This window comes from Streptomyces sp. NPDC004647 (assembly GCF_040609575.1).
Lineage (GTDB): Bacteria > Actinomycetota > Actinomycetes > Streptomycetales > Streptomycetaceae > Streptomyces.
The window spans coordinates 16,534-35,838 of record NZ_JBEXKU010000014.1; the positions used below are offsets into that span (position 1 = coordinate 16,534).

General features: G+C 71.3%; 14 protein-coding genes and 2 pseudogenes. 8 read left to right on the forward strand and 8 right to left on the reverse strand.

Annotated elements, in window-relative coordinates; genetic code table 11:
* Positions 1–7: 7 nt before the first annotated feature.
* On the forward strand, positions 8–208 hold the full coding sequence (locus tag ABZW18_RS08600) for a MerR family transcriptional regulator (protein WP_356184023.1): 201 nt from the start codon (positions 8–10) through the stop codon (positions 206–208).
* Between the two features lie 118 nt (positions 209–326).
* On the opposite strand, the gene ABZW18_RS08605 is transcribed toward ABZW18_RS08600, so the two are convergent.
* Positions 327–2,618, reverse strand: coding sequence for an MMPL family transporter (locus ABZW18_RS08605; RefSeq protein ID WP_356184026.1), 2,292 nt, complete (start codon positions 2,616–2,618; stop codon positions 327–329).
* A gap of 124 nt (positions 2,619–2,742) precedes the next feature.
* Here ABZW18_RS08605 and ABZW18_RS08610 point away from each other — a divergent pair, with 124 nt between their 5' ends.
* Positions 2,743–3,408 (forward strand): TetR/AcrR family transcriptional regulator, encoded by a 666-nt coding sequence (locus ABZW18_RS08610; RefSeq protein WP_356184029.1) that lies wholly within the window; start codon positions 2,743–2,745, stop codon positions 3,406–3,408.
* Here the strand turns inward: ABZW18_RS08610 and ABZW18_RS08615 are convergent.
* Complete coding sequence (locus ABZW18_RS08615) at positions 3,345–4,055, reverse strand: DedA family protein (protein WP_356184211.1); 711 nt, start codon at positions 4,053–4,055, stop codon at positions 3,345–3,347. The genes ABZW18_RS08610 and ABZW18_RS08615 overlap by 64 nt on opposite strands.
* Positions 4,056–4,404: 349 nt before the next feature.
* Here ABZW18_RS08615 and ABZW18_RS08620 point away from each other — a divergent pair, with 349 nt between their 5' ends.
* Together ABZW18_RS08620 and ABZW18_RS08625 are read left to right on the forward strand one after the other, a co-directional pair.
* Complete coding sequence (locus ABZW18_RS08620; RefSeq protein WP_356184032.1) at positions 4,405–4,641, forward strand: heavy-metal-associated domain-containing protein; 237 nt, start codon at positions 4,405–4,407, stop codon at positions 4,639–4,641.
* 31 nt (positions 4,642–4,672) lie between these two features.
* Positions 4,673–6,976 (forward strand): heavy metal translocating P-type ATPase, encoded by a 2,304-nt coding sequence (locus ABZW18_RS08625; protein WP_356184035.1) that lies wholly within the window; start codon positions 4,673–4,675, stop codon positions 6,974–6,976.
* A 589-nt stretch (positions 6,977–7,565) separates the two neighbouring features.
* Here the strand turns inward: ABZW18_RS08625 and ABZW18_RS08630 are convergent.
* Entirely contained in the window at positions 7,566–8,855 is a 1,290-nt protein-coding gene (locus tag ABZW18_RS08630; protein ID WP_356184038.1) for a citrate synthase, read from the reverse strand.
* Positions 8,856–9,012: 157 nt separating this feature from the next.
* A complete protein-coding gene (locus ABZW18_RS08635) occupies positions 9,013–11,253 on the reverse strand; it encodes an ATP-dependent RecD-like DNA helicase (protein WP_356184041.1) in 2,241 nt (746 codons plus the stop codon).
* Between the two features lie 156 nt (positions 11,254–11,409).
* On the opposite strand from ABZW18_RS08635, the gene ABZW18_RS08640 reads away from it, so the two are divergent.
* Both ABZW18_RS08640 and ABZW18_RS08645 read left to right on the forward strand, forming a co-directional pair.
* Complete coding sequence (locus ABZW18_RS08640) at positions 11,410–12,339, forward strand: ribokinase (protein ID WP_356184043.1); 930 nt, start codon at positions 11,410–11,412, stop codon at positions 12,337–12,339.
* Between the two features lie 399 nt (positions 12,340–12,738).
* Entirely contained in the window at positions 12,739–13,095 is a 357-nt protein-coding gene (locus ABZW18_RS08645; RefSeq protein ID WP_356184046.1) for a hypothetical protein, read from the forward strand.
* Here ABZW18_RS08645 and ABZW18_RS08650 read toward each other — a convergent pair.
* From ABZW18_RS08650 to ABZW18_RS08660, 3 genes are all read right to left on the reverse strand, one after another.
* A complete protein-coding gene (locus ABZW18_RS08650) occupies positions 13,064–13,894 on the reverse strand; it encodes a sugar phosphate isomerase/epimerase family protein (protein WP_356184048.1) in 831 nt (276 codons plus the stop codon). The genes ABZW18_RS08645 and ABZW18_RS08650 overlap by 32 nt on opposite strands.
* Complete coding sequence (locus ABZW18_RS08655) at positions 13,891–15,063, reverse strand: dihydrodipicolinate synthase family protein (RefSeq protein WP_356184050.1); 1,173 nt, start codon at positions 15,061–15,063, stop codon at positions 13,891–13,893. The genes ABZW18_RS08650 and ABZW18_RS08655 overlap by 4 nt, the downstream gene beginning before the upstream one ends.
* Before the next feature lie 155 nt (positions 15,064–15,218).
* Positions 15,219–16,370, reverse strand: coding sequence for a Gfo/Idh/MocA family oxidoreductase (locus tag ABZW18_RS08660; protein WP_356184053.1), 1,152 nt, complete (start codon positions 16,368–16,370; stop codon positions 15,219–15,221).
* A 269-nt stretch (positions 16,371–16,639) separates the two neighbouring features.
* Between ABZW18_RS08660 and ABZW18_RS08665 the strand changes: the two are divergent.
* A pseudogene (locus ABZW18_RS08665) lies at positions 16,640–17,113 on the forward strand (GNAT family N-acetyltransferase); the annotation flags it as partial.
* A 442-nt stretch (positions 17,114–17,555) separates the two neighbouring features.
* Entirely contained in the window at positions 17,556–18,353 is a 798-nt protein-coding gene (locus tag ABZW18_RS08670) for a sugar phosphate isomerase/epimerase family protein (RefSeq protein WP_356184056.1), read from the forward strand.
* A 25-nt stretch (positions 18,354–18,378) separates the two neighbouring features.
* Here ABZW18_RS08670 and ABZW18_RS08675 read toward each other — a convergent pair.
* A pseudogene (locus ABZW18_RS08675) lies at positions 18,379–19,221 on the reverse strand (EamA family transporter); the annotation flags it as partial.
* Positions 19,222–19,305: the final 84 nt, after the last annotated feature.

The following is a 19,305-nucleotide window of genomic DNA, read 5'->3' on the forward strand; positions in this document are numbered from 1 at the left end:
GCGTTGGATGACCGACCGGAGGCTGTGGTCGTACAAGGAGATCGCCGCACATATCCGCGTGCAGACCGACACCGTCCGTTCGTACCGCAAGCACGGGCATCTGCCGCCCCCCGATCATGTGGAGGGTGGCAAGCCCTATTGGTTCGCCGACACCATCCGGGCCTGGGTGGCCAGACGGCCGGGAAACCGCGGTCGCCGCGACCCGTAGGACCAGCCCCAACCCCCGAGCACCCCAACCCCCAACCCCCAACTCCCAGCCCCCGACCCCCCCGGAGGACATCGAGCGCATCGAGCGCATCGAGCAGCAGCGTCCGCGCAACCCGGGGCTACCGGTGTCCGGCGCCCACCGGGTCCGGTTCCGCGGTTGTCCCGGGGCGGGGCACGGCGTCGTCCGCCGCCGGGCTCTCCCCCTCGCTCAGTCCGATCCGGGCGTGCAATCGGCGCAGCGGGCCGGGCGCCCACCAGGTGGCACGGCCGGTGAGCCGCATCACCGCGGGAACCAGCAGACTTCGCACCACCATCGCGTCCATGAGCACGGCCAGGGCGATCCCGAGTCCCAGCATCTTGGTGTTGGTGACCCGCGAGGTGCCGATGGCCACCATGACGACGGCGAGGATCACCGCTGCCGCCGTGATCAGCCCGCCGGTCCGCCGGAGGCCGAAGACCACCGCACCCTGATGGTCGCCCGTCCGGTCGTACTCCTCCTTGATCCGGGACAGCAGGAAGACGCCGTAGTCCATGGACAGCCCGAAGGCGACGCAGAACATCAGCACCGGGAGCGTGGTCTCGATGTCCCCGGTCGAGGTGAAGTTCAGCAGCCCTGACAGATGGCCGTCCTGGAACACCCAGACGACCGCACCGAACATCGCGGTGAGGCTGAGGGCGTTGAGGATCACGGCCTGAAGGGGTATCAGCACACTGCCGGTGAGCAGGAAGACCAGCACCAGGGTGACGACGGCGATGATGGCGGCGGCCCAGGGCAACCGGTCACCGATGGCGTCCTTGGAGTCGACCAGCACGGCGGCGTTGCCGGTGACCGAGGTGTCGAACGGGACCTCCTCGGCCCGTATCTCCCGGACCAGCTCCTGGCCGGCGGCGTCCACCGCCTCCCCCTCCGGCAGCACACTGATCTGGGCCGCGCCGCCGGCGCTTCTGGCGGCCTCGGCCGGCCCCGGCTGCTGAGTGCGCTCACCGCGGACGTACTGGCCCGTCGGGCCGTCCACCCGCAGCACTCGCGGCAGTTCGGATATCCGGCGGGTGTAGTCCGCCAGCTCCGCAGTGGACGGCCCGCCCTCGGCGAGCACCTCCACCGCGCCGCCCGGACTGCCCGGGAAGCCGTCCCGGATGTGCTGCTGCACCACATGGGACTCGGCTGTCGAAGGCAGCTGCCGGTCGTCGGCGGTGCCGAACTTCACCCCGAGGAAGGGCAGCCCGAGCACCACCAGCACCGCGGCGGTGGCGACCGCGAAGAACGGCGCCCGCCGCATCACCAGCCGGGCGGTACGCGCCCAGCCCGCCCCGCCTTCGCGCCCCGCCCCGATCTCGCGCCCCGCCGGACGTCCGCGCCGCAGCGCCTTCCGCAGATCCAGCGCGTTCACCCGGTCGCCGAGCAGCACCAGCCCGGCGGGCAGGACGATCAGCGCGGCGGCCGAGGCGAGCAGCACCACGGCGATACCGGCATAGGCGAAGGAACGCAGGAAGTACTGCGGGAAGACCAGCATCGCGGCGAGCGAGACGGCGACGGTGAGCGCGGAGAACAGCACCGTGCGCCCCGCGGTGCGCAGTGTCGCGGCCACCGCCGGCAGCGTCTCGGCCCCGCCGGCCAGCTCCTCACGGAACCGCCGGACAATGAACAGGGCGTAGTCGATGGCGAGTCCGAGGCCCAGCGCGGTGGTCAGGTTCTGCGCAAAGACCGATACATCGGTGAACTCGGTGATGCCGCGCAGCACCGCGTTGGTGCCGAGGATGGCCACCATTCCGACGCACAGGGGCAGCAGGGCGGCGATCGCGCTGCCGAAGACCATGACGAGCAGGACGAGCGTGACGGGCAGGGCTATCAGTTCGGCCCGGAGCAGGTCCTCCTGGATGGTGGCCTGCAGTTCATGCCGGACGGCGACCGGCCCGCCGAGCGACACCTCCAACGGGCCGTGCTCCCCCCGGTACTCGGGCCCTATCCGTCCGAGGACCTTCGATGCCGCGCTCTCATCGCCCTCGATCCGCGCGGTGATCATCGCCTCGTGGCCGTCGGCGGCGCGCAGTGCGGGCGAGCGCGTCGCCCAGTACGACGTGACGCCCGTGACGGACTTCTCCTCGCCGAGCCGCGCGGCGAGCTTTTCCGCCTCGGCGGCGACAGCCGGGTCGTCGACCCGGGCCTTGCCGCTGCCGACCAGAAGTATCACGTTGGGCCGGGAGGCCGGGAACTGCCGCTCCAGCGCCTTGGTCGCGTACGAGGACTCAGCGTCCGGGGCTTCCCAGCCGCCGCTGCCCATCCGGTCCGCGACCCCGCTTCCGGCGAACACGGCCAGTGCGGTGAACAGCAGAGTGAGCAGCAGCGAGAGTCTCGGCCGGGCGGTGACCGCCCTGGTCCAGCCCCCGATCCGCTGGTTGCCAGCTGACATGGCGCAGGTGTCCCCTTCCCCTGGTTGCCATAGAATGGCAAATACGAGCGACAGCTCGCGTTCTTCAAGAATGCGAGCGATCACTCGTATTTGTCAACCGTCCCCAGAGACCGAGGGGTTGTGCGTGTCGGACACCAAGCCGGCGGAGCCCGAGAAGCCCCGCCGACGGCAGGCCCGCGGCGAGCGCCGCATGGCGCAGCTGCTCGAGGCCGCCGCCAGCGTGTTCTGCAAGGTCGGATACACGTCCGCCAGCACGAACGCCATCGCCCGCGAGGCGGGCGTATCGCCGGGCACGCTCTACCAGTTCTTCCCGAACAAGGAAGCCATCGCCGTCGAGCTCGGCGAGCGGCTGAGCCATCAGATGCACGAGGCGCACAGCCAGGTCTTCACCGAGGCCAATGCCTCGCTGCCGCTGCCCGACATGATGGACGCGATCGTCGACCCCCTGATCGAGTTCAATTGCCGCAACCCGGTCTTCCTCGCGCTGATCCACAGCTCCGACGTGCCGGGCAAGGTCGTCGAGGAGCACGACGCACTGCACGCCGCCCTGCTGGCCCGCGTCGAGGGGCTGATCTCCGTCTTCGCCCCCGGACTGCCCGCCGACGGCCGCACCCGCACCGCCGAGATGGCCTTCGCCCTCTTCACATCCGGCCTGGAACTCGTCCTCGCTCACGAGGGCACCGAACGGGACGCGTATGCCGCCGAGTTGAAGGCCGCTCTCCTCGGCTACCTCGGCCCGCGGCTCGACCCCGACCCGGCCTCCTCGCAGCGCTCCGCCGCGCGCTCCTGACGCAGCCGGACTCCGGCGACGACCGCGCGGATACTGGCGGGGCCAGTGTCGGCCGGGCCACCGCAGGCCACCACGACCGGCGCCGCCGAAACCGGCCGGCGCCCCCTCCGGCGCACCCCCATCTGCACCAGACCGCCCACCCCGGCCACCACCGCCGACGCCCCGATACCGATGCCGGCGGCGTAGAACGGATCTCCCGCGGCCGCACTGCCGAGATAGCCGAGGCCGACGGTGTAGGCCGCCCAGACCGTCTCCGCGATGCCCGCGCCGATCAGGTAGCGCCGCACGGGGTAGCGGACGACGCCCGCCGCGAGCCCGCCGATCAGCCGCCCGCTGGGCAGGAACCGCACAGCCACGACGAACGGCACACCATGCCGCTGCATCCGCAGCGTCGTCCACTCCAGCAGCGCCCGGCGCTTGGGGTTGCGGTTCATCCAGCGCTGCACGGGTCCGCTGAAACGGTGCCCGCACAGATTGATCAGCAGATCGCCGAGGACCGCGCTTCCCACCACCACGAGCAGGACGAGCGCGATGTCCAGACTGCCGCGCGAGGCCAGCACGCCCGCCGCCACCAGGAGTCCGGAGTTCGGCACCAGAGGCGGGAGGGTCGTGAGCGCCAGCAGCGCGTAGGTCCACAGCACATGCATCACGGCCGTCGCTCGTCAGGTGCCGCGCCACCTGTACGTCGACCTCGGGGGACGAAAGCGAACAGATGCGGGCCTGTCTGATAAATCGTACTCGCCGGAAGCCGAGGGAGCCCGGGAGCACCCCTGCGGGAACACGCCGTGCGCGAGGAAGGAGCCCACGGCGAGGGAATACCCCCTAGGGGTATAATGTTATCCATGTCGCGAGGACGCTGAGGGGTGCAGTCCGTAGTGCCCTGGTCGGCAATCGCATCGCAAGTCCCGAACACCGCGAAACCCGAACACCCCGAAAAACCCGAACACATCTCGAAGATCGCGAAGATCGCGAGCACACCCCCACGAGGAGAGCGCCATGACCGCGGAGACGACCACCGACCCCGTCACCACCACCTACCGGGTCAGCGGAATGACCTGTGGCCACTGCGAAGGAGCGGTCTCGGCGGAGGTCTCCGCCCTCGACGGCGTCAGCTCCGTCGCGGCCGTCGCGGCCACCGGCCTGGTCACCGTCACCTCCGCCGCCCCGCTGGACGAGGAGACCGTCCGCGCAGCCGTCGACGAGGCCGGTTACGAACTCGCGGGCCGGGCCTGACCTCTTCCCGGCTGCTCCCAGGAGACAGGCAATGACCAGTACGGCTCCCCGCACCACGCCTCCCCGGAACGCACGCCGGGACGGCTCCCAGGTCGAACTCGCCATCGGGGGCATGACCTGCGCGTCCTGCGCGGCGCGCGTCGAGAAGAAGCTCAACCGGATGGACGGCGTCACGGCCACGGTCAACTTCGCCACCGAGAAGGCCAGGGTGTCCTACGACTCCGGGGTCGGCATCGCCGATCTCATCGCCACGGTGGAGCGGACCGGCTACACCGCCGAGCAGCCCCCGCCGCCGGAGCCGGAGCCCGAGGTGCGCTCGGCGCCCGGCGAAGCGCCCTCCGAGGACGGTGAGCTCAGCTCGTTGCGCGAGCGGCTGCTCGTATCCCTCGTGCTGGCCGTGCCCGTGGTGCTGATGGCGATGGTGCCCGCCCTGCAGTTCGACAACTGGCAGTGGCTGTCACTGACGCTGGCCGCGCCGGTCGTGGTGTGGGGCGGGCTGCCCTTCCACCGGGCCGCCTGGACCAACGCCCGGCACGGCACGGCGACCATGGACACCCTGGTCTCGGTCGGCACGCTGGCCGCCTTCGGGTGGTCGCTGTGGGCGCTGTTCCTCGGGGACGCGGGGATGCCCGGGATGCGGCACGGCTTCGATCCGTCGGTTCTTGCCGGGGGCTCGCCTTCCCGTGTGGACGGGTCGTCGGTGATCTATCTCGAGGTCGCCGCCGGGGTGATCACCTTCATCCTGCTCGGCCGCTGTCTGGAGGCGAAGTCCAAGCGCAGAGCGGGCGCCGCACTGCGCGCACTGCTGGAGCTCGGCGCCAAGGACGTGGCGGTGCTGCGGCCGGACGGGCGCGAGGAGCGCATCCCCGTCGCGCGGCTGGCGGTCGGCGACCGCTTCGTCGTACGCCCGGGCGAGAAGATCGCCACGGACGGCCGGGTGAGCGAGGGCAGCTCCGCCGTGGACGCCTCGATGCTGACCGGCGAATCCGTGCCGGTGGACGTGACCGTCGGCGACGGCGTGACCGGAGCGACCGTGAACGCGGCGGGCCGGCTGGTCATCGAGGCCACCCGGGTCGGCGCCGACACCCAGCTGGCCCGGATGGCGAAGCTGGTCGAGGACGCACAGAACGGCAAGGCCCAGGTGCAGCGGCTCGCCGACCGGATCTCCGGAATCTTCGTGCCGGTGGTGCTGCTGATCGCGCTCGGCACCCTGGTGGTCTGGCTGCTGCTCACCGACGATCCGACCGCGGCCTTCACCGCCGCCGTGGCGGTGCTGATCATCGCCTGCCCGTGCGCTCTGGGACTCGCGACCCCCACCGCGCTCATGGTCGGTACGGGCCGCGGCGCCCAGCTGGGGATCCTCATCAAGGGCCCTGAGGTGCTGGAGTCGACGCGTCGCGTGGACACCGTCGTGCTGGACAAGACGGGCACGGTGACCACCGGACGGATGGCCCTGGCGGACGTCTTCACGGCCGACGGGGTGGCGGAGCGGGACCTGCTGCGGCTGGCGGGTGCCCTGGAGCATGCGTCCGAGCATCCGATCGCCCGGGCTATCGCGGCCGGCGCCATCGAGCGGGAAGGCTCCCTGCCCGTGCCGGGGAGCTTCGAGAACGTCCCCGGTCTGGGCGTGCTGGGCGTCGTCGACGGGCACTCGGTGCTGGTCGGCCGCGAGAAGCTGCTCAGCGAGTCGGACATCGAACTCACCGAGGACCTCGCGCACGCCAAGGCGGCCGCCGAGGCGGAGGGCCGTACGGCCGTGGCCGTCGCCTGGGACGGCCGGGCGCGCGGTGTGCTCACGGTCGCCGACGCCGTCAAGGAGTCGAGCGCGCGCGCTGTTGCGGAGCTGCGCGCACTGGGGCTGGCCCCGGTGCTGCTCACCGGCGACAACCGGGCCGTGGCCGAGGCGGTGGCCCGCGCCGTGGGGATCGAGCAGGTCATCGCCGAGGTGCTGCCCCAGGAGAAGGTGGCGGTGGTCCGGCGGCTCCAGGGCGAGGGCAGGACGGTCGCCATGGTGGGCGACGGGGTGAACGACGCGGCCGCGCTGGCGACGGCCGACCTGGGACTCGCGATGGGAACGGGCACGGACGCGGCGATCGAGGCGGGCGACCTCACGCTCGTCCGGGGTGATCTGCGGGTGGCGGCGGACGCGATCCGGCTCTCCCGCAGAACACTGGCCACGATCAAGGGAAACCTGTGCTGGGCCTTCGGCTACAACGTGGCGGCGCTGCCGCTGGCCGCCGCCGGTCTCCTCAACCCGATGATCGCCGGAGCGGCGATGGCCTTCTCGTCGGTCTTCGTCGTAACCAATAGTCTCCGGTTGAGGTCCTTCACATAGCGCGGAGACTTTTACATAATCCCCATATGACTCACAACACTCTTACGTGGGAGCCTCGATCTTCAAATCGAGGCTCTTGCCCGTGTTGGTCTGCATATGGCAAGAGACCCAGATCACATCGATCTGAACGTAACCATTGCGGGGGGTCGTGAGTCTAACTTGCGATGCCGCACTCCCGGCGGAGTGAGGCATCGGCCAGGCCCGGTACATCTTTGGGGGATGAACCAGGTTGTGCGTGGCCGGGGCGATGTACTCGGGGAGCTTTGAGCGGCCCTCCCGTCCATACGCGTCCCGGCGGATCGCGCGGGCACGCAGCACTGAGCTTCTGCGGCCAGCAGACGCCCGGCCGGATCCCGTGGGGGGAATCCGAACCGGGGAAGGGAAGCGCCCCGCCGATCGACCCGTGGGGGGATCGATCGCGGGGCGCTTTCCGTGTGCCTGCTGCCTGGCTGCCAAGGCCGTCCGCTGCCCGGCGGGGGCTGCACCGGCGCGGACGCGGGCTGCACCGGCGCGGTCACGGACGTGGGCTGCCGACGTCAGCCGCCGGTGCCGGCTACGGGCCCGGCCGCCGGCTACCGACCACGGCCGGTCAGCGCTGCTCGACCGGGATGAAGTCGCGCTCGACGACGCCGGTGTAGATCTGGCGCGGGCGGCCGATACGGGAACCCGGCTCCTTGATCATCTCGTGCCACTGGGCGATCCAACCAGGGAGCCGGCCGAGCGCGAAGAGCACGGTGAACATCTCCGTCGGGAAGCCCATCGCCCGGTAGATCAGACCGGTGTAGAAGTCCACGTTCGGGTAGAGCTTGCGGGAGACGAAGTAGTCGTCGGCCAGCGCGTGCTCCTCGAGCTTCAGCGCGATGTCCAGCAGCTCGTCGGACTTGCCGAGCGCCGAGAGGACGTCGTGCGCCGCCGCCTTGATGATCTTCGCCCGGGGGTCGAAGTTCTTGTAGACGCGGTGCCCGAAGCCCATGAGCTTCACGCCGTCTTCCTTGTTCTTCACCTTGCGGATGAAGGTGTCGACGTCGCCGCCGGAGTTCTTGATGCCCTCGAGCATCTCGAGCACCGACTGGTTGGCGCCGCCGTGCAGCGGGCCCCAGAGGGCGCTGATGCCCGCGGAGATCGAGGCGAACATGTTCGCCTGCGAGGAGCCGACCAGGCGCACCGTCGAGGTCGAGCAGTTCTGCTCGTGGTCGGCGTGCAGGATCAGCAGCTTGTCGAGGGCGCTGACGACGACCGGGTCCAGGTCGTACTCGGCGGCCGGCACGGAGAAGGTCATCCGGAGGAAGTTCTCGACGTAGCCGAGGTCGTTGCGCGGGTAGACGATCGGGTGGCCGACCGACTTCTTGAAGGCGTACGCGGCAATGGTCGGCAGCTTGGCGAGCAGCCGGACCGTCGACAGGTGGCGCTGCTGCTCGTCGAACGGGTTGTGGCTGTCCTGGTAGAACGTGGACAGCGCGCTGACCACGGAGGACAGCATGGCCATCGGGTGCGCGTCGCGCGGGAAGCCGTCGTAGAACCGCTTGACGTCCTCGTGCAGCAGCGTGTGGGTGGTGATCTCGTTCTTGAAGGCCGCCAGCTCGTCGACGGTCGGGAGCTCGCCGTTGATCAGCAGGAATGCGGTCTCGACGAAGGTGCTGCGCTCGGCGAGCTGCTCGATGGGGTAGCCGCGGTAGCGCAGGATGCCGGATTCGCCGTCGAGGTAGGTGACCGCGGATTTGTACGCAGCGGTATTGCCGTACCCGCTGTCCAGGGTCACCAGACCGGTCTCGGCCCGGAGCTTGCCGATGTCGAAGCCCTGGTCACCGACCGTGCTCTCGACCACCGGGTAGCTGTACTCGCCGTCCCCGTAACGCAGTACTACAGAGTTGTCGCTCACGTCATCCCTCACCGACGTTGTGCCTCTTCTTCGAGGTGCCCTGACTATCTCTACCTTCCCCCATTTGGCACGCTGTCGTGCACTCGGGGTCGGCCGCGAGGCCCATGTGTGGCACGCAGTGCCGCGCGCGGCCCCATCCTGCTCCCCTTCGCTCCGTTTAGGAAACGCGGCGGGCCATGGAGCCACCTCCGACCACCCCGCTGAGTCGGTGGTCCAGGGCCGTACAGCGGCGTCCCGCCGAGACCGTACGCACCGCCTGGCCGAGTGCCTTGCGCGAGCCGACCAGTACGACCAGGCGTTTCGCCCTCGTCACCGCGGTATAGAGCAAGTTGCGCTGCAGCATCATCCACGCCCCTGTCGTGACAGGGATCACCACGGCCGGGTACTCACTGCCCTGCGAGCGGTGGATCGTCACCGCATAGGCATGCGCGAGTTCGTCCAGCTCGTCGAACTCGTACGGGATCTCCTCGTCCTCGTCCGTGAGGACGGTCAGCCGCTGGTCCACGGTGTTCAGCGAGGTCACGACACCCACGGTGCCATTGAAGACCCCATTGGCGCCCTTGTCATAGTTGTTGCGGATCTGGGTGACCTTGTCACCGACGCGGAAGATCCGGCCGCCGAAGCGCCGCTCCGGCAGGTCGGGGCGGGCAGGGGTGACGGCCTGCTGGAGGAGCCCGTTGAGTGCACCGGCCCCGGCGGGCCCACGGTGCATCGGAGTGAGCACCTGTACGTCCCGGCGCGGGTCGAGGCCGAACTTCGCCGGGATGCGGCGGGCCACCACATCGACCGTCAGCCGCCCCGCCTCCTCGGTGTCGTCCTCGGCGAACAGAAAGAAGTCGGGCAGCCCCTGTGTGATGGGCGGCGCCCCCGAGTTGATGCGGTGCGCGTTGGTCACCACGCCCGACTGCCGGGCCTGCCGGAAGATCCGGGTGAGCCGGACGGCCGGCACCGGGCTGTCGGGCGCCAGCAGATCCCGCAGCACCTCTCCGGCGCCCACGGAGGGGAGTTGGTCCACATCTCCCACCATCAGCAGATGAGCGCCCGGCGGCACCGCCTTCACCAGCTTGTTGGCGAGCAGCAGATCGAGCATCGACGCCTCGTCGACCACCACCAGGTCGGCGTCCAGCGGCCGGTCCGCGTCGTACGCCGCGTCGCCCCCGGGCTTGAGTTCCAGCAGCCGGTGAACGGTGGAGGCCTCGGCTCCGGTCAGCTCGGACAGCCGCTTGGCCGCACGGCCGGTCGGGGCGGCCAGGACCACCCTGGCCTTCTTGGCCCGCGCCAGCTCGACCACGGACCGCACCGTGAAGGACTTGCCGCAGCCCGGGCCGCCGGTCAGCACCGCGACTTTCTCGGTCAGGGCCAGCTGTACCGCCTGCTGCTGCTCGGGCGCCAGATCCGCGCCCGTACGGTCCGCCAGCCACGCCAGCGCCTTGTCCCACTCCACGGCCCCGAAGGAGGGCAGCCGGTCCTCCTCGGTGCGCAACAGCCGCAGCAGCCGGCTCGCCAGGGAGATCTCGGCGCGGTGGAAGGGCACCAGATAGACCGCGGAGACCGGCTCTCCCGTCGCCCCGCCCGGCACCGTCTCGCGGACCACTCCCTCCTCCTCGCCCGCCAGTTCGCCCAGGCAGTCGATGACGAGTCCGGTGTCCACCTGGAGGAGCTTCACCGCGTCCGCGATGAGCTGCTCCTCGGGCAGATAGCAGTGGCCGCTGTCGGCCGACTGCGAGAGGGCGTACTGCAGGCCCGCCTTGACCCGCTCGGGGCTGTCGTGCGGAATGCCGACCGCCTGGGCGATCCGGTCCGCGGTCAGAAAGCCGATGCCCCAAACGTCGGCGGCCAGCCGGTACGGCTCGCGCCTGACGACGGAGATGGAGGCGTCGCCGTACTTCTTGTAGATGCGGACGGCGATGGAGGTGGAGACGCCGACGCCCTGGAGGAAGACCATCACTTCCTTGATGGCCTTCTGCTCCTCCCAGGCCGCGCCGATCAGCTTGGTGCGCTTGGGGCCGAGGCCCGGGACCTCGATGAGCCGCTTCGGCTCCTGCTCGATGACGTCCAGGGTGTCGATGCCGAAGTGCTCGACGATCCGCTCGGCGATCCGCGGCCCGATCCCTTTGATCAGCCCGGAGCCGAGATAGCGGCGGATGCCCTGGACCGTGGCGGGCAGCACGGTCGTGTAGTTCTCCACCGTGAACTGGCGGCCGTACTGCGGGTGCGAGCCCCAGATGCCCTCCATGCGCAGGGACTCGCCGGGCTGCGCGCCCAGCAGCGAGCCGACGACCGTCAGCAGGTCTCCGCCGCCCCGGCCCGTGTCGACCCGTGCGACGGTGTACCCGTTCTCCTCATTGGCGTAGGTGATCCGCTCCAGAACACCTTCGACCACCGCCGGTTGCACCATGGAGTGACGGTACCGCCGCGCACCGACACCCCGTCCGGCCCTGTGGACGTGGACGACTCCCCCGGCGCACTGTTTTTCGGTCCCGGTGGAAATGGGCGCTGCCGTCTCCGTACAACATGGTGCCTCTGCGAGTGCCGCCACCTGGAAGGAACCCGGATGCACGGCTACGACCTGCTGGTCGTGGGATCGGCCAACGCCGACCTGGTGATCGGTGTGGACCGCCGCCCGGCGGCCGGCGAGACCGTTCTCGGCTCGGATCTCGCCGTCCACCCGGGCGGCAAGGGCGGCAACCAGTCGGTCGCCGCCGCCCGGCTCGGTGCCCGGACCGCGCTGCTCGCCCGGGTCGGCGACGACGCCCATGGACGGCTGCTGCTGGACGCGCAGCGCGCGGCGGGGGTCGACACCGCCGGCGTGCTGGTCGGCGGCGCGCCCACCGGAGTCGCGCTCATCACCGTGGACCCGTCCGGCGACAACAGCATCGTCGTCTCCCCCGGCGCCAACGCCCGTCTCACCCCCGACGATGTACGGGACGCCGGCGCGCTGTTCGCCGCGGCCCGGGTGGTCTCCCTCCAGTTGGAGATCCCGCCGGACACAGTGGCGGCGGCGGTCCGTACTTCCGCGGAGGCGGGCGCCCGGGTGGTGCTCAACCCCTCGCCGCCCGCTCCGCTCCCCGACGGTGTGCCGGCCCTGTGCGACCCGCTGGTGGTCAACGAGCACGAGGCGCGGTTCCTGCTGAGCGACGATCCGGCGGCGGCCGGGAGTTCGACTCCCGAGGCGTGGGCCGCGGCGCTGCTTGCCCGCGGCCCGCGCTCGGTGGTGGTGACCCTCGGTGCGGAGGGTGCGCTCGTCGCCACCGCGGACGGGTCGTCCGTACGGGTGCCGAGCCCTCCCGTGAGGGCGGTGGACACCACGGGCGCGGGCGACGCGTTCACCGGGGCCCTCGGCTGGCGGCTCGGCGCCGGGGACGATCTGGAGACGGCCGTACGGTTCGCCGTGCGGGTCGGGGCGGCGGCGGTCACCCGGCCGGGGGCGCAGGCGTCGTTCCCGGCTGCGGAGGAGCTGCCGGAGCCCTGGGGAGAGGTTTGAGGTGCCGGAACCTGAGGGGGTGCCGGAACCCCTGATGGGGCGCCGGAACCCCTGATGGGGCGCCGGAACCCTGATCAAGGGACGGGCAGGCACCTTCGGTGGTGGTCCGTACGGGTGAGACGTGTCCCGTAGGCGAAGCTGCTGTTCGGCTGCGGCCTGCCGCAGTGGGGGGAAGGACCCCGACCTCCTTGAACGTAAATCGAGGGGGCCCGGTCCGTGGACCGGGCCCCCTCGCGGGTCCCCCCTCGGCAGGCCTCCCCGGATCCCCCCGGGTCCCCCGTGGGGAAGCCTGATGCCCTGTACGACCCTCGATCCGGCGGAAGGGTTGCACGGTTCCTCGCAGTTATTCGTGCTTTACCCGACGTGCCGATAAGCCGGGCGAGTCGTAGCGTTTGCCGCATGAGCGATGAATCGCTGCAAAAGGATGTGCTGGACGAGCTCGGCGACGACCGCATCGAGGAGCTGGCCCGGGAGCTCGGCACGAGCGCCGCCGGGGCCGTCACGTTCGTCGAGGCCACTGTCGCCGCCCTGCCCGGCCCCATCGGCGACGGCACGCTGGCGGGCGTCCTCGACAGGCTCACCGCTCCCACCGCCAAGGCCGTGTCGTCGCGGACCGGACTGCCGTTCGCCGATGTCTCCCGAGCTCTCGAACTCCTGCTCCCCGTCGTCCTGTCGGTGCTCGCCGAGCGCCACCGGGAGGAGCGCGGCCGGTCCAGCGGCCGGTCTACAGGACGTGCAGGCAGTAGCGGCCGGTGACCTCGGCCAGCACCTCGGCGCCGTCGCGTGCCCACAGCCCCGGGTTGAAGATCTCGACCTCGACGGGGCCGTCGTAGCCCGCCGCGTCGACCCGCTCCCGGAACCAGCGCAGATCCACACAGCCGTCCCCCAGCCGGCCGCGCCCCAGCAGCACGCCCTCCGGTAGGGGCGTGATCCAGTCCGCGAGCTGGAAGGCCGCGATCCGGCCGCCCCGTCCCGCGCGTTCGATCTGCGCGGCCACGGTGTCGTCCCACCACACGTGGTAGGTGTCGACGACCACGCCCACCCGGTCGGGCGGGAAGCGCTCGGCCAGGTCGAGTGCCTGCGCGAGGGTCGAGACGACGCAGCGGTCCGAGGCGTACATCGGGTGCAGCGGCTCGATCGCCAGGCGGACGCCCCGCTCGGCGGCGTACGGCGCCAACTCCCCCAGCGCGTCGGCGATCCGCTCCCGCGCTCCCGGCAGGTCGCGGCTGCCGTCCGGGAGGCCTCCGGAGACCAGGACCAGGGTGTCCGTGCCGAGCGTCGCGGCCTCGTCCACCGCCGCCCGGTTGTCGTCCAGCGCCACCGCGCGCGTGGCCGGGTCGATCGCCGTGAGGAAGCCGCCGCGGCACAGGCTGGTGACCGCCAGACCCGCGTCCCGTACGAGCCGGGCCGCACGCTCGACGCCGTACTCCTGGACCGGGGTGCGCCACAGGCCCACCCCGGGCACGCCCGCTCCCTCGCAGCCCCTGGCGAGCTCGGGGAGCGACCACTGCTTGATGGTCTCCTGGTTGAGGCTGAACCTGGCGAGGCCGCTCACGCGTCCACTCCTCCGTACACCGTGAGCAGGGACTTCATACGGGCCTCGGCGAGCGCCGGGTCGGGGAACAGGCCGAGCCCGTCCGCCAGTTCGTAGGCCCGCGCGAGGTGCGGCAGGGAGCGCGCCGACTGCAGGCCGCCGACCATCGTGAAGTGCTCCTGGTGGCCGGCCAGCCAGGCGAGGAGCACCACGCCCGTCTTGTAGAAGCGCGTCGGGGCCCGGAAAAGGTGCCGGGACAGCTCGACGGTCGGGTCGAGGAGCTCGCGGAAGCCCTTGGAGTCGCCGGTGCCGAGGACCCTTACCGCCTCGGCGGCGCGCGGGCCCAGTGGGTCGAAGATTCCGAGCAGGGCGTGGCTGAAGCCGTACTCGTCGCCCTCGATCAGCCCGGGGTAGTTGAAGTCGTCGCCGGTGTAGCAGCGCACGCCGCTCGGCAGCCGGCGGCGGAGGGCGGTCTCGCGCTCCGCGTCGAGCAGCGAGACCTTGACGCCGTCCACCTTGTCCGGGTGCGCCGCGACGACCTCCAGGAAGGTGTCCGTTGCGGTGTCGAGGTCGTCGCTGCCCCAGTAGCCGGTCAGCGCCGGGTCGAACATCGGGCCGAGCCAGTGCAGGATGACGGGCGCAGTGGCCTGCCGGAGCAGATGACCGTAGACCTCGAGGTAGTCCTCCGGGCCGCGGGCGGTGGCGGCGAGCGCGCGGGAGGCCATCAGGATCGTCTGGGCGCCGCTCTCCTCGACGAGCGCGAGCTGCTCCTCGTAGGCCCGGCGTACGTCGGCGAGCGGGGGGTCGGGGCGGGTCAGCTGGTCGGTTCCCGCGCCGCAGGCGATACGGCCCCCCACCGTCTTCGCCTCGGCCGACGAGCGCCGGATCAGCTCGGCGGCCCCGGCCCAGTCCAGGCCCATACCGCGCTGCGCGGTGTCCACCGCCTCGGCGACGCCGAGCCCGTACGACCAGAGGTGGCGGCGGAAGGCGAGAGTGGCTTCCCAGTCGACGGCGGCGGGGCCGTCGGGCATGGTGTCGGCGAAGGGGTCGGCGACGACGTGGGCGGCCGAGAACACCGTGCGGCACGCGAGTGTCGCGCTCTCCGCGGGTGACCGGGTGGTGGACGGCGCGGGCTCACGGCGCGGTTCGTAGACCCGCAACAGGCCTCGGGCGTCCGGCAGTCGGATCACAGCGCATCCTCCTTCGCTCCCTGGGACAGCGGCTGATCAGCGGTCCGGCCACAGGCGGCCGGCACGCGCGCGTGAGGACGGGCCACGGGCACGCACGCGTGAAGACAGGCGGTGCGCACGCGTGACGAGAGCCCACGTGCACGCGCGAGTGCCCGTCACAGCGCCAGCTCCGGGACGGTCAGCCGGCGGCCCTCCGCCGAGGACCTGAGACCCAGCTCCGCGAGCTGCACCCCGCGGGCACCGGCGAGCAGGTCCCAGCTCCACGGCTCATCGAGCGCCACATGACGCAGGAAGAGCTCCCACTGCGCCGTGAAGCCGTTGCCGAATACAGCGTTGTCCGGGACCTCCTGCCATTGCTCACGGAACCGGTCGGTGACCGGGAGGTCCGGATTCCAGACCGGCCTGGGCGTCGCGGAGCGGTGCTGCGCCCGGCAGCCGCGGAGCCCGGCGACGGCCGAGCCCTCCGTGCCGTCCACTTGGAACTCGACCAGCTCGTCGCGGTTCACCCGCACCGCCCAGGAGGAGTTGATCTGAGCGACCGCCCCGCCCTCCAACTGGAAGATCCCGTACGCCGCGTCGTCGGCCGTCGCGTCGTACGGCCTGCCGCCCTCGTCCCACCGCGTCGGGACATGGGTGACGACCTGTGCCTGCACGGTCCGTACGGCGCCGAACAATTCGTGCAGGAGGTACTCCCAGTGCGGGAACATGTCCGCCACGATGCCGCCGCCGTCCTCGGCCCGGTAGTTCCACGACGGGCGCTGCGCCTTCTGCCAGTCCCCCTCGAAGACCCAGTAGCCGAACTCCCCGCGCACGGACAGGATTTGTCCGAAGAAGCCGCCGTCGATCAGCCGTTTGAGTTTGAGCAGGCCCGGGAGGAAGAGCTTGTCCTGGACGACGCCGTGCTTGATCCCGGCGGCGCGGGCGAGCCGGGCGAGCTCCAGCGCGCCCTCCAGGCCGGTGGCCGTCGGCTTCTCGCAGTAGATGTGCTTGCCCGCCGCGATGGCCTTCCGGAGCGCCTCCTCGCGGGCGGAGGTGACCTGCGCGTCGAAGTAGATGTCGACCGACGGGTCGTCGAGGACGGCGTCGAGGTCGGTGGACCAGTGCTCCAGACCGTGCCGGTCGGCCAGCTCCCGAAGGGCGTGCTCCCGGCGGCCGACGAGCACCGGTTCGGGCCACAGCACGGTGCCCTCGCCCAGGTCGACGCCGCCCTGCTCCCGGATGGCCAGGACGGAGCGTACGAGGTGCTGGCGGTAGCCCATGCGGCCGGTGACGCCGTTCATGGCGATCCGCACCGTCTCGCGTGTCACGCGGGTTCCTCTCGTCCGTGCCACCGGCCCGCCCGGCGGCGGAGAGCGACCACGTTCCTCCCCTGCGGCCCTCCCGCTCCGGGCTTACCCCCGCGCTACGGTGGAGCCACCTCGATCGCCCCCGGCACACGGGTTCCGGTGACGGCTACAGGAGGCCGTATGCATGCCCCGACGGCAGACGGCGCGCGGGACGCGTCGGCGGGCGCCGCCCCGCTGAGCGGCGGGCAGCCGGTATGACGACCGCAGAGCCCGCCCGGCCGGCGCCTCCCGTACTGCGCGAGCCCGAGCCCGGTGACCTCGGCTGGATCGTGCAGCGGCACGGCGCGCTGTACGCCGCCGAGTACGGCTGGGACACCCGCTTCGAGGCCCTGGTGGCCCGTATCGTCGCGGACTTCGCGGAGGACCACGACCCCCTGCTGGAACGGGTGTGGATCGCCGAGCTGGACGGCAGGCCTGCCGGCTGCGTGATGTGCGTACGGGACACGGCGCCGGCCACAGCCCGGCTCAGGCTGCTGCTCGTCGACCCCTCCGCGCGCGGGCACGGCCTCGGGGACCGGCTTGTCGACGCATGCGTCCGCTTCGCCCGCGAGGCCGGTTACCGGGAGCTCGTGCTGTGGACCAACGATGTCCTCACCATGGCACGCAAGATCTACACCCGGGCGGGCTTCGTGCTCGTCGCCGAAAAACCGCATCACAGCTACGGCGCCGATCTTGTGGGCCAGGACTGGCGCCTGATTCTGTAGGCCTGCCTGACTCTGCAGGACAGGACAGGACAGGACAGGACAGGACCAGGGCAGGGCCAGGACCCGACCCCGTATGAACCCCCGGGAGCCCGGCCCCGGCAGCAGCGTGACACGTAGGAGTCGCACACCGCAGGGACCGGACACGCGGGCCGTTGTAGAACCCATACGGGCGGGCGCCGAAACCTGTAGGCAACCAGGCCGGTGAACCGGCCTCTGCGGGGCAGGCTCCCAGTCCGGATGCGCTGCGTACCGTGGCCCGGCAGGGTTGACCCGTACAGTCCGTCGCTGCCAGGGTCCGCCCCCCCGGAGCATCCCGACCAGCCACAGGCAGCCCGCAAGCCACGCCCACCCGTCCCACAAGCCCACGTCCCACAAGCCCCACCCGTCCCGCGGAATCGCCGCCACCGCCCTGCCCGCCCACCCCGCCCGCCTTGGAGTAGCCGTGAAACTCGCCTTCTCGACCCTCGGAGTGCCCGGCATGCCCGTCACCGACGTGGTACGGCTGGCATCCGACCGCGGCTATCACGGCGTGGAACTGCGGGCGCACCCCGAGGAGCCCGTGCACCCGGGCATCGGGCTCGACGAACGCGTGGACGTGGTCGAGCAGTTCAAGTCCGCCGGGGTGGAGATCCTCGCCGTCGCGGGCTACGTGAAGGTCGCCGAGCCCGGCGACGACGAGCCGGTGATCGACGAGCTGCACGCGCTGCTCGCCCTCGCCCGCGACCTGGGTGCCCCGTACGTACGGGTCTTCGCCGGGGGCGGCGACCAGCCCGCCGACGATGCGGACGCGATCGCCGCCCGCCGCCTCGCAGCCGCCGCCCCGCACGCCTCCGACCTGGGCGTACGGCTGCTCCTCGAGACCCATGACTCGCACCGCCGCGGGGTGGACGCGGCCCGCGTGCTGGGCCCCGTCGGTCACCGGAGCGTAGGTGCGGTCTGGGATGTGATGCACCCCTGGCTGGGCGGAGAGGAGCCCGCCGCCACATACGCCGTGCTCGCCCCGCACCTGGGCTACGTCCAGGTGAAGGACATCGCCTCCGCCGACGACACCACCCCGCTGCCCCTCGGCGCGGGCATCCTGCCGCTGGCCGAGAGCATCGAACTCCTCAGCCGGGCGGGCTGGGACGGCTGGCTGTGCTGGGAGTACGAGAAGCGCTGGTACCCGCAAGTCCCGGAGCTCGACGGGCTGCTGGAACCGGCCCGCGACCATCTGTCCTGGCTGCTCGCACAGTCCGCCTGATCCCGGGCCGCCGCCCCCTCCCGCCGAGCGAGGTGACGGCGACTCCGCCGACCAACAGGCCCGCGGCGCACCACCGCAGGAGGCTCATCCCCTCCCCGAGCAGCAGCGCAGCGGATGACATCCCGAACACCGGCACGAGCAGCGAGAAGGGCGCGACGGACGAGGCGGGGTAGGTGCGGAGCAGGAAGCCCCAGGCGCCGAAGCCGAAGACGGTGGTGGCCCAGGCGACGTAGACGATCGTCCCGGCGGCGCTCCAATCGATCGAACGCAGCGCCTCGAGATCGGCGTCCGGGCCCTCCAGGAGCAGGGAGAGGGCGAGCAGCGGAAGCACCGGGACGAGGCTGACCCAGACCATGAAGGCCAGGGCGTCGGGCGGGGCGGCGATTCTGGTGATGACGTTCGACGCCCCCCAGAAGGCGGCGGCCGCGACGCACAGGACGAAGCCGAGCAGCGGGCCGGAGGCGCCCTCGTCGACGGCGGCCACCGCGATGCCCGCGAGCGCGACGCCCATGCCCGCCACGCGCGCGTGGCCCGGGCGTTCGCCCAGTACCAGCGCGGCGACGACCGTGGTGAACACCGCCTGGATCTGCAGCACGAGAGAGGCCAGCCCGGCCTGCACGCCCAGGTGCATACCGGTGAACAGCAGTCCGAACTTGGCGACGCCGAGGACCAGGCCCACCGCGAGGATCCACCGCCAGGCGATCGGCGGACGGCGGACGAAGAAGACCGCGGGCAGCGCGGCCGCCAGGAAGCGCAGCGCGCTGAAGAGCAGCGGCGGGAAGTGGTCGAGTCCGATCTCGATGACGACGAAGTTGACGCCCCAGACAGCGGCGACGAGGACGGCCAGGGCGATGTGTGCAGGTCGCATGGGTCGAGGATCCCGGGCCACGACCGTGAAGCACCAGCACCGATCTCTTCATGGTTGGATGCAGCAACGCTGAAGAGTTCAGGG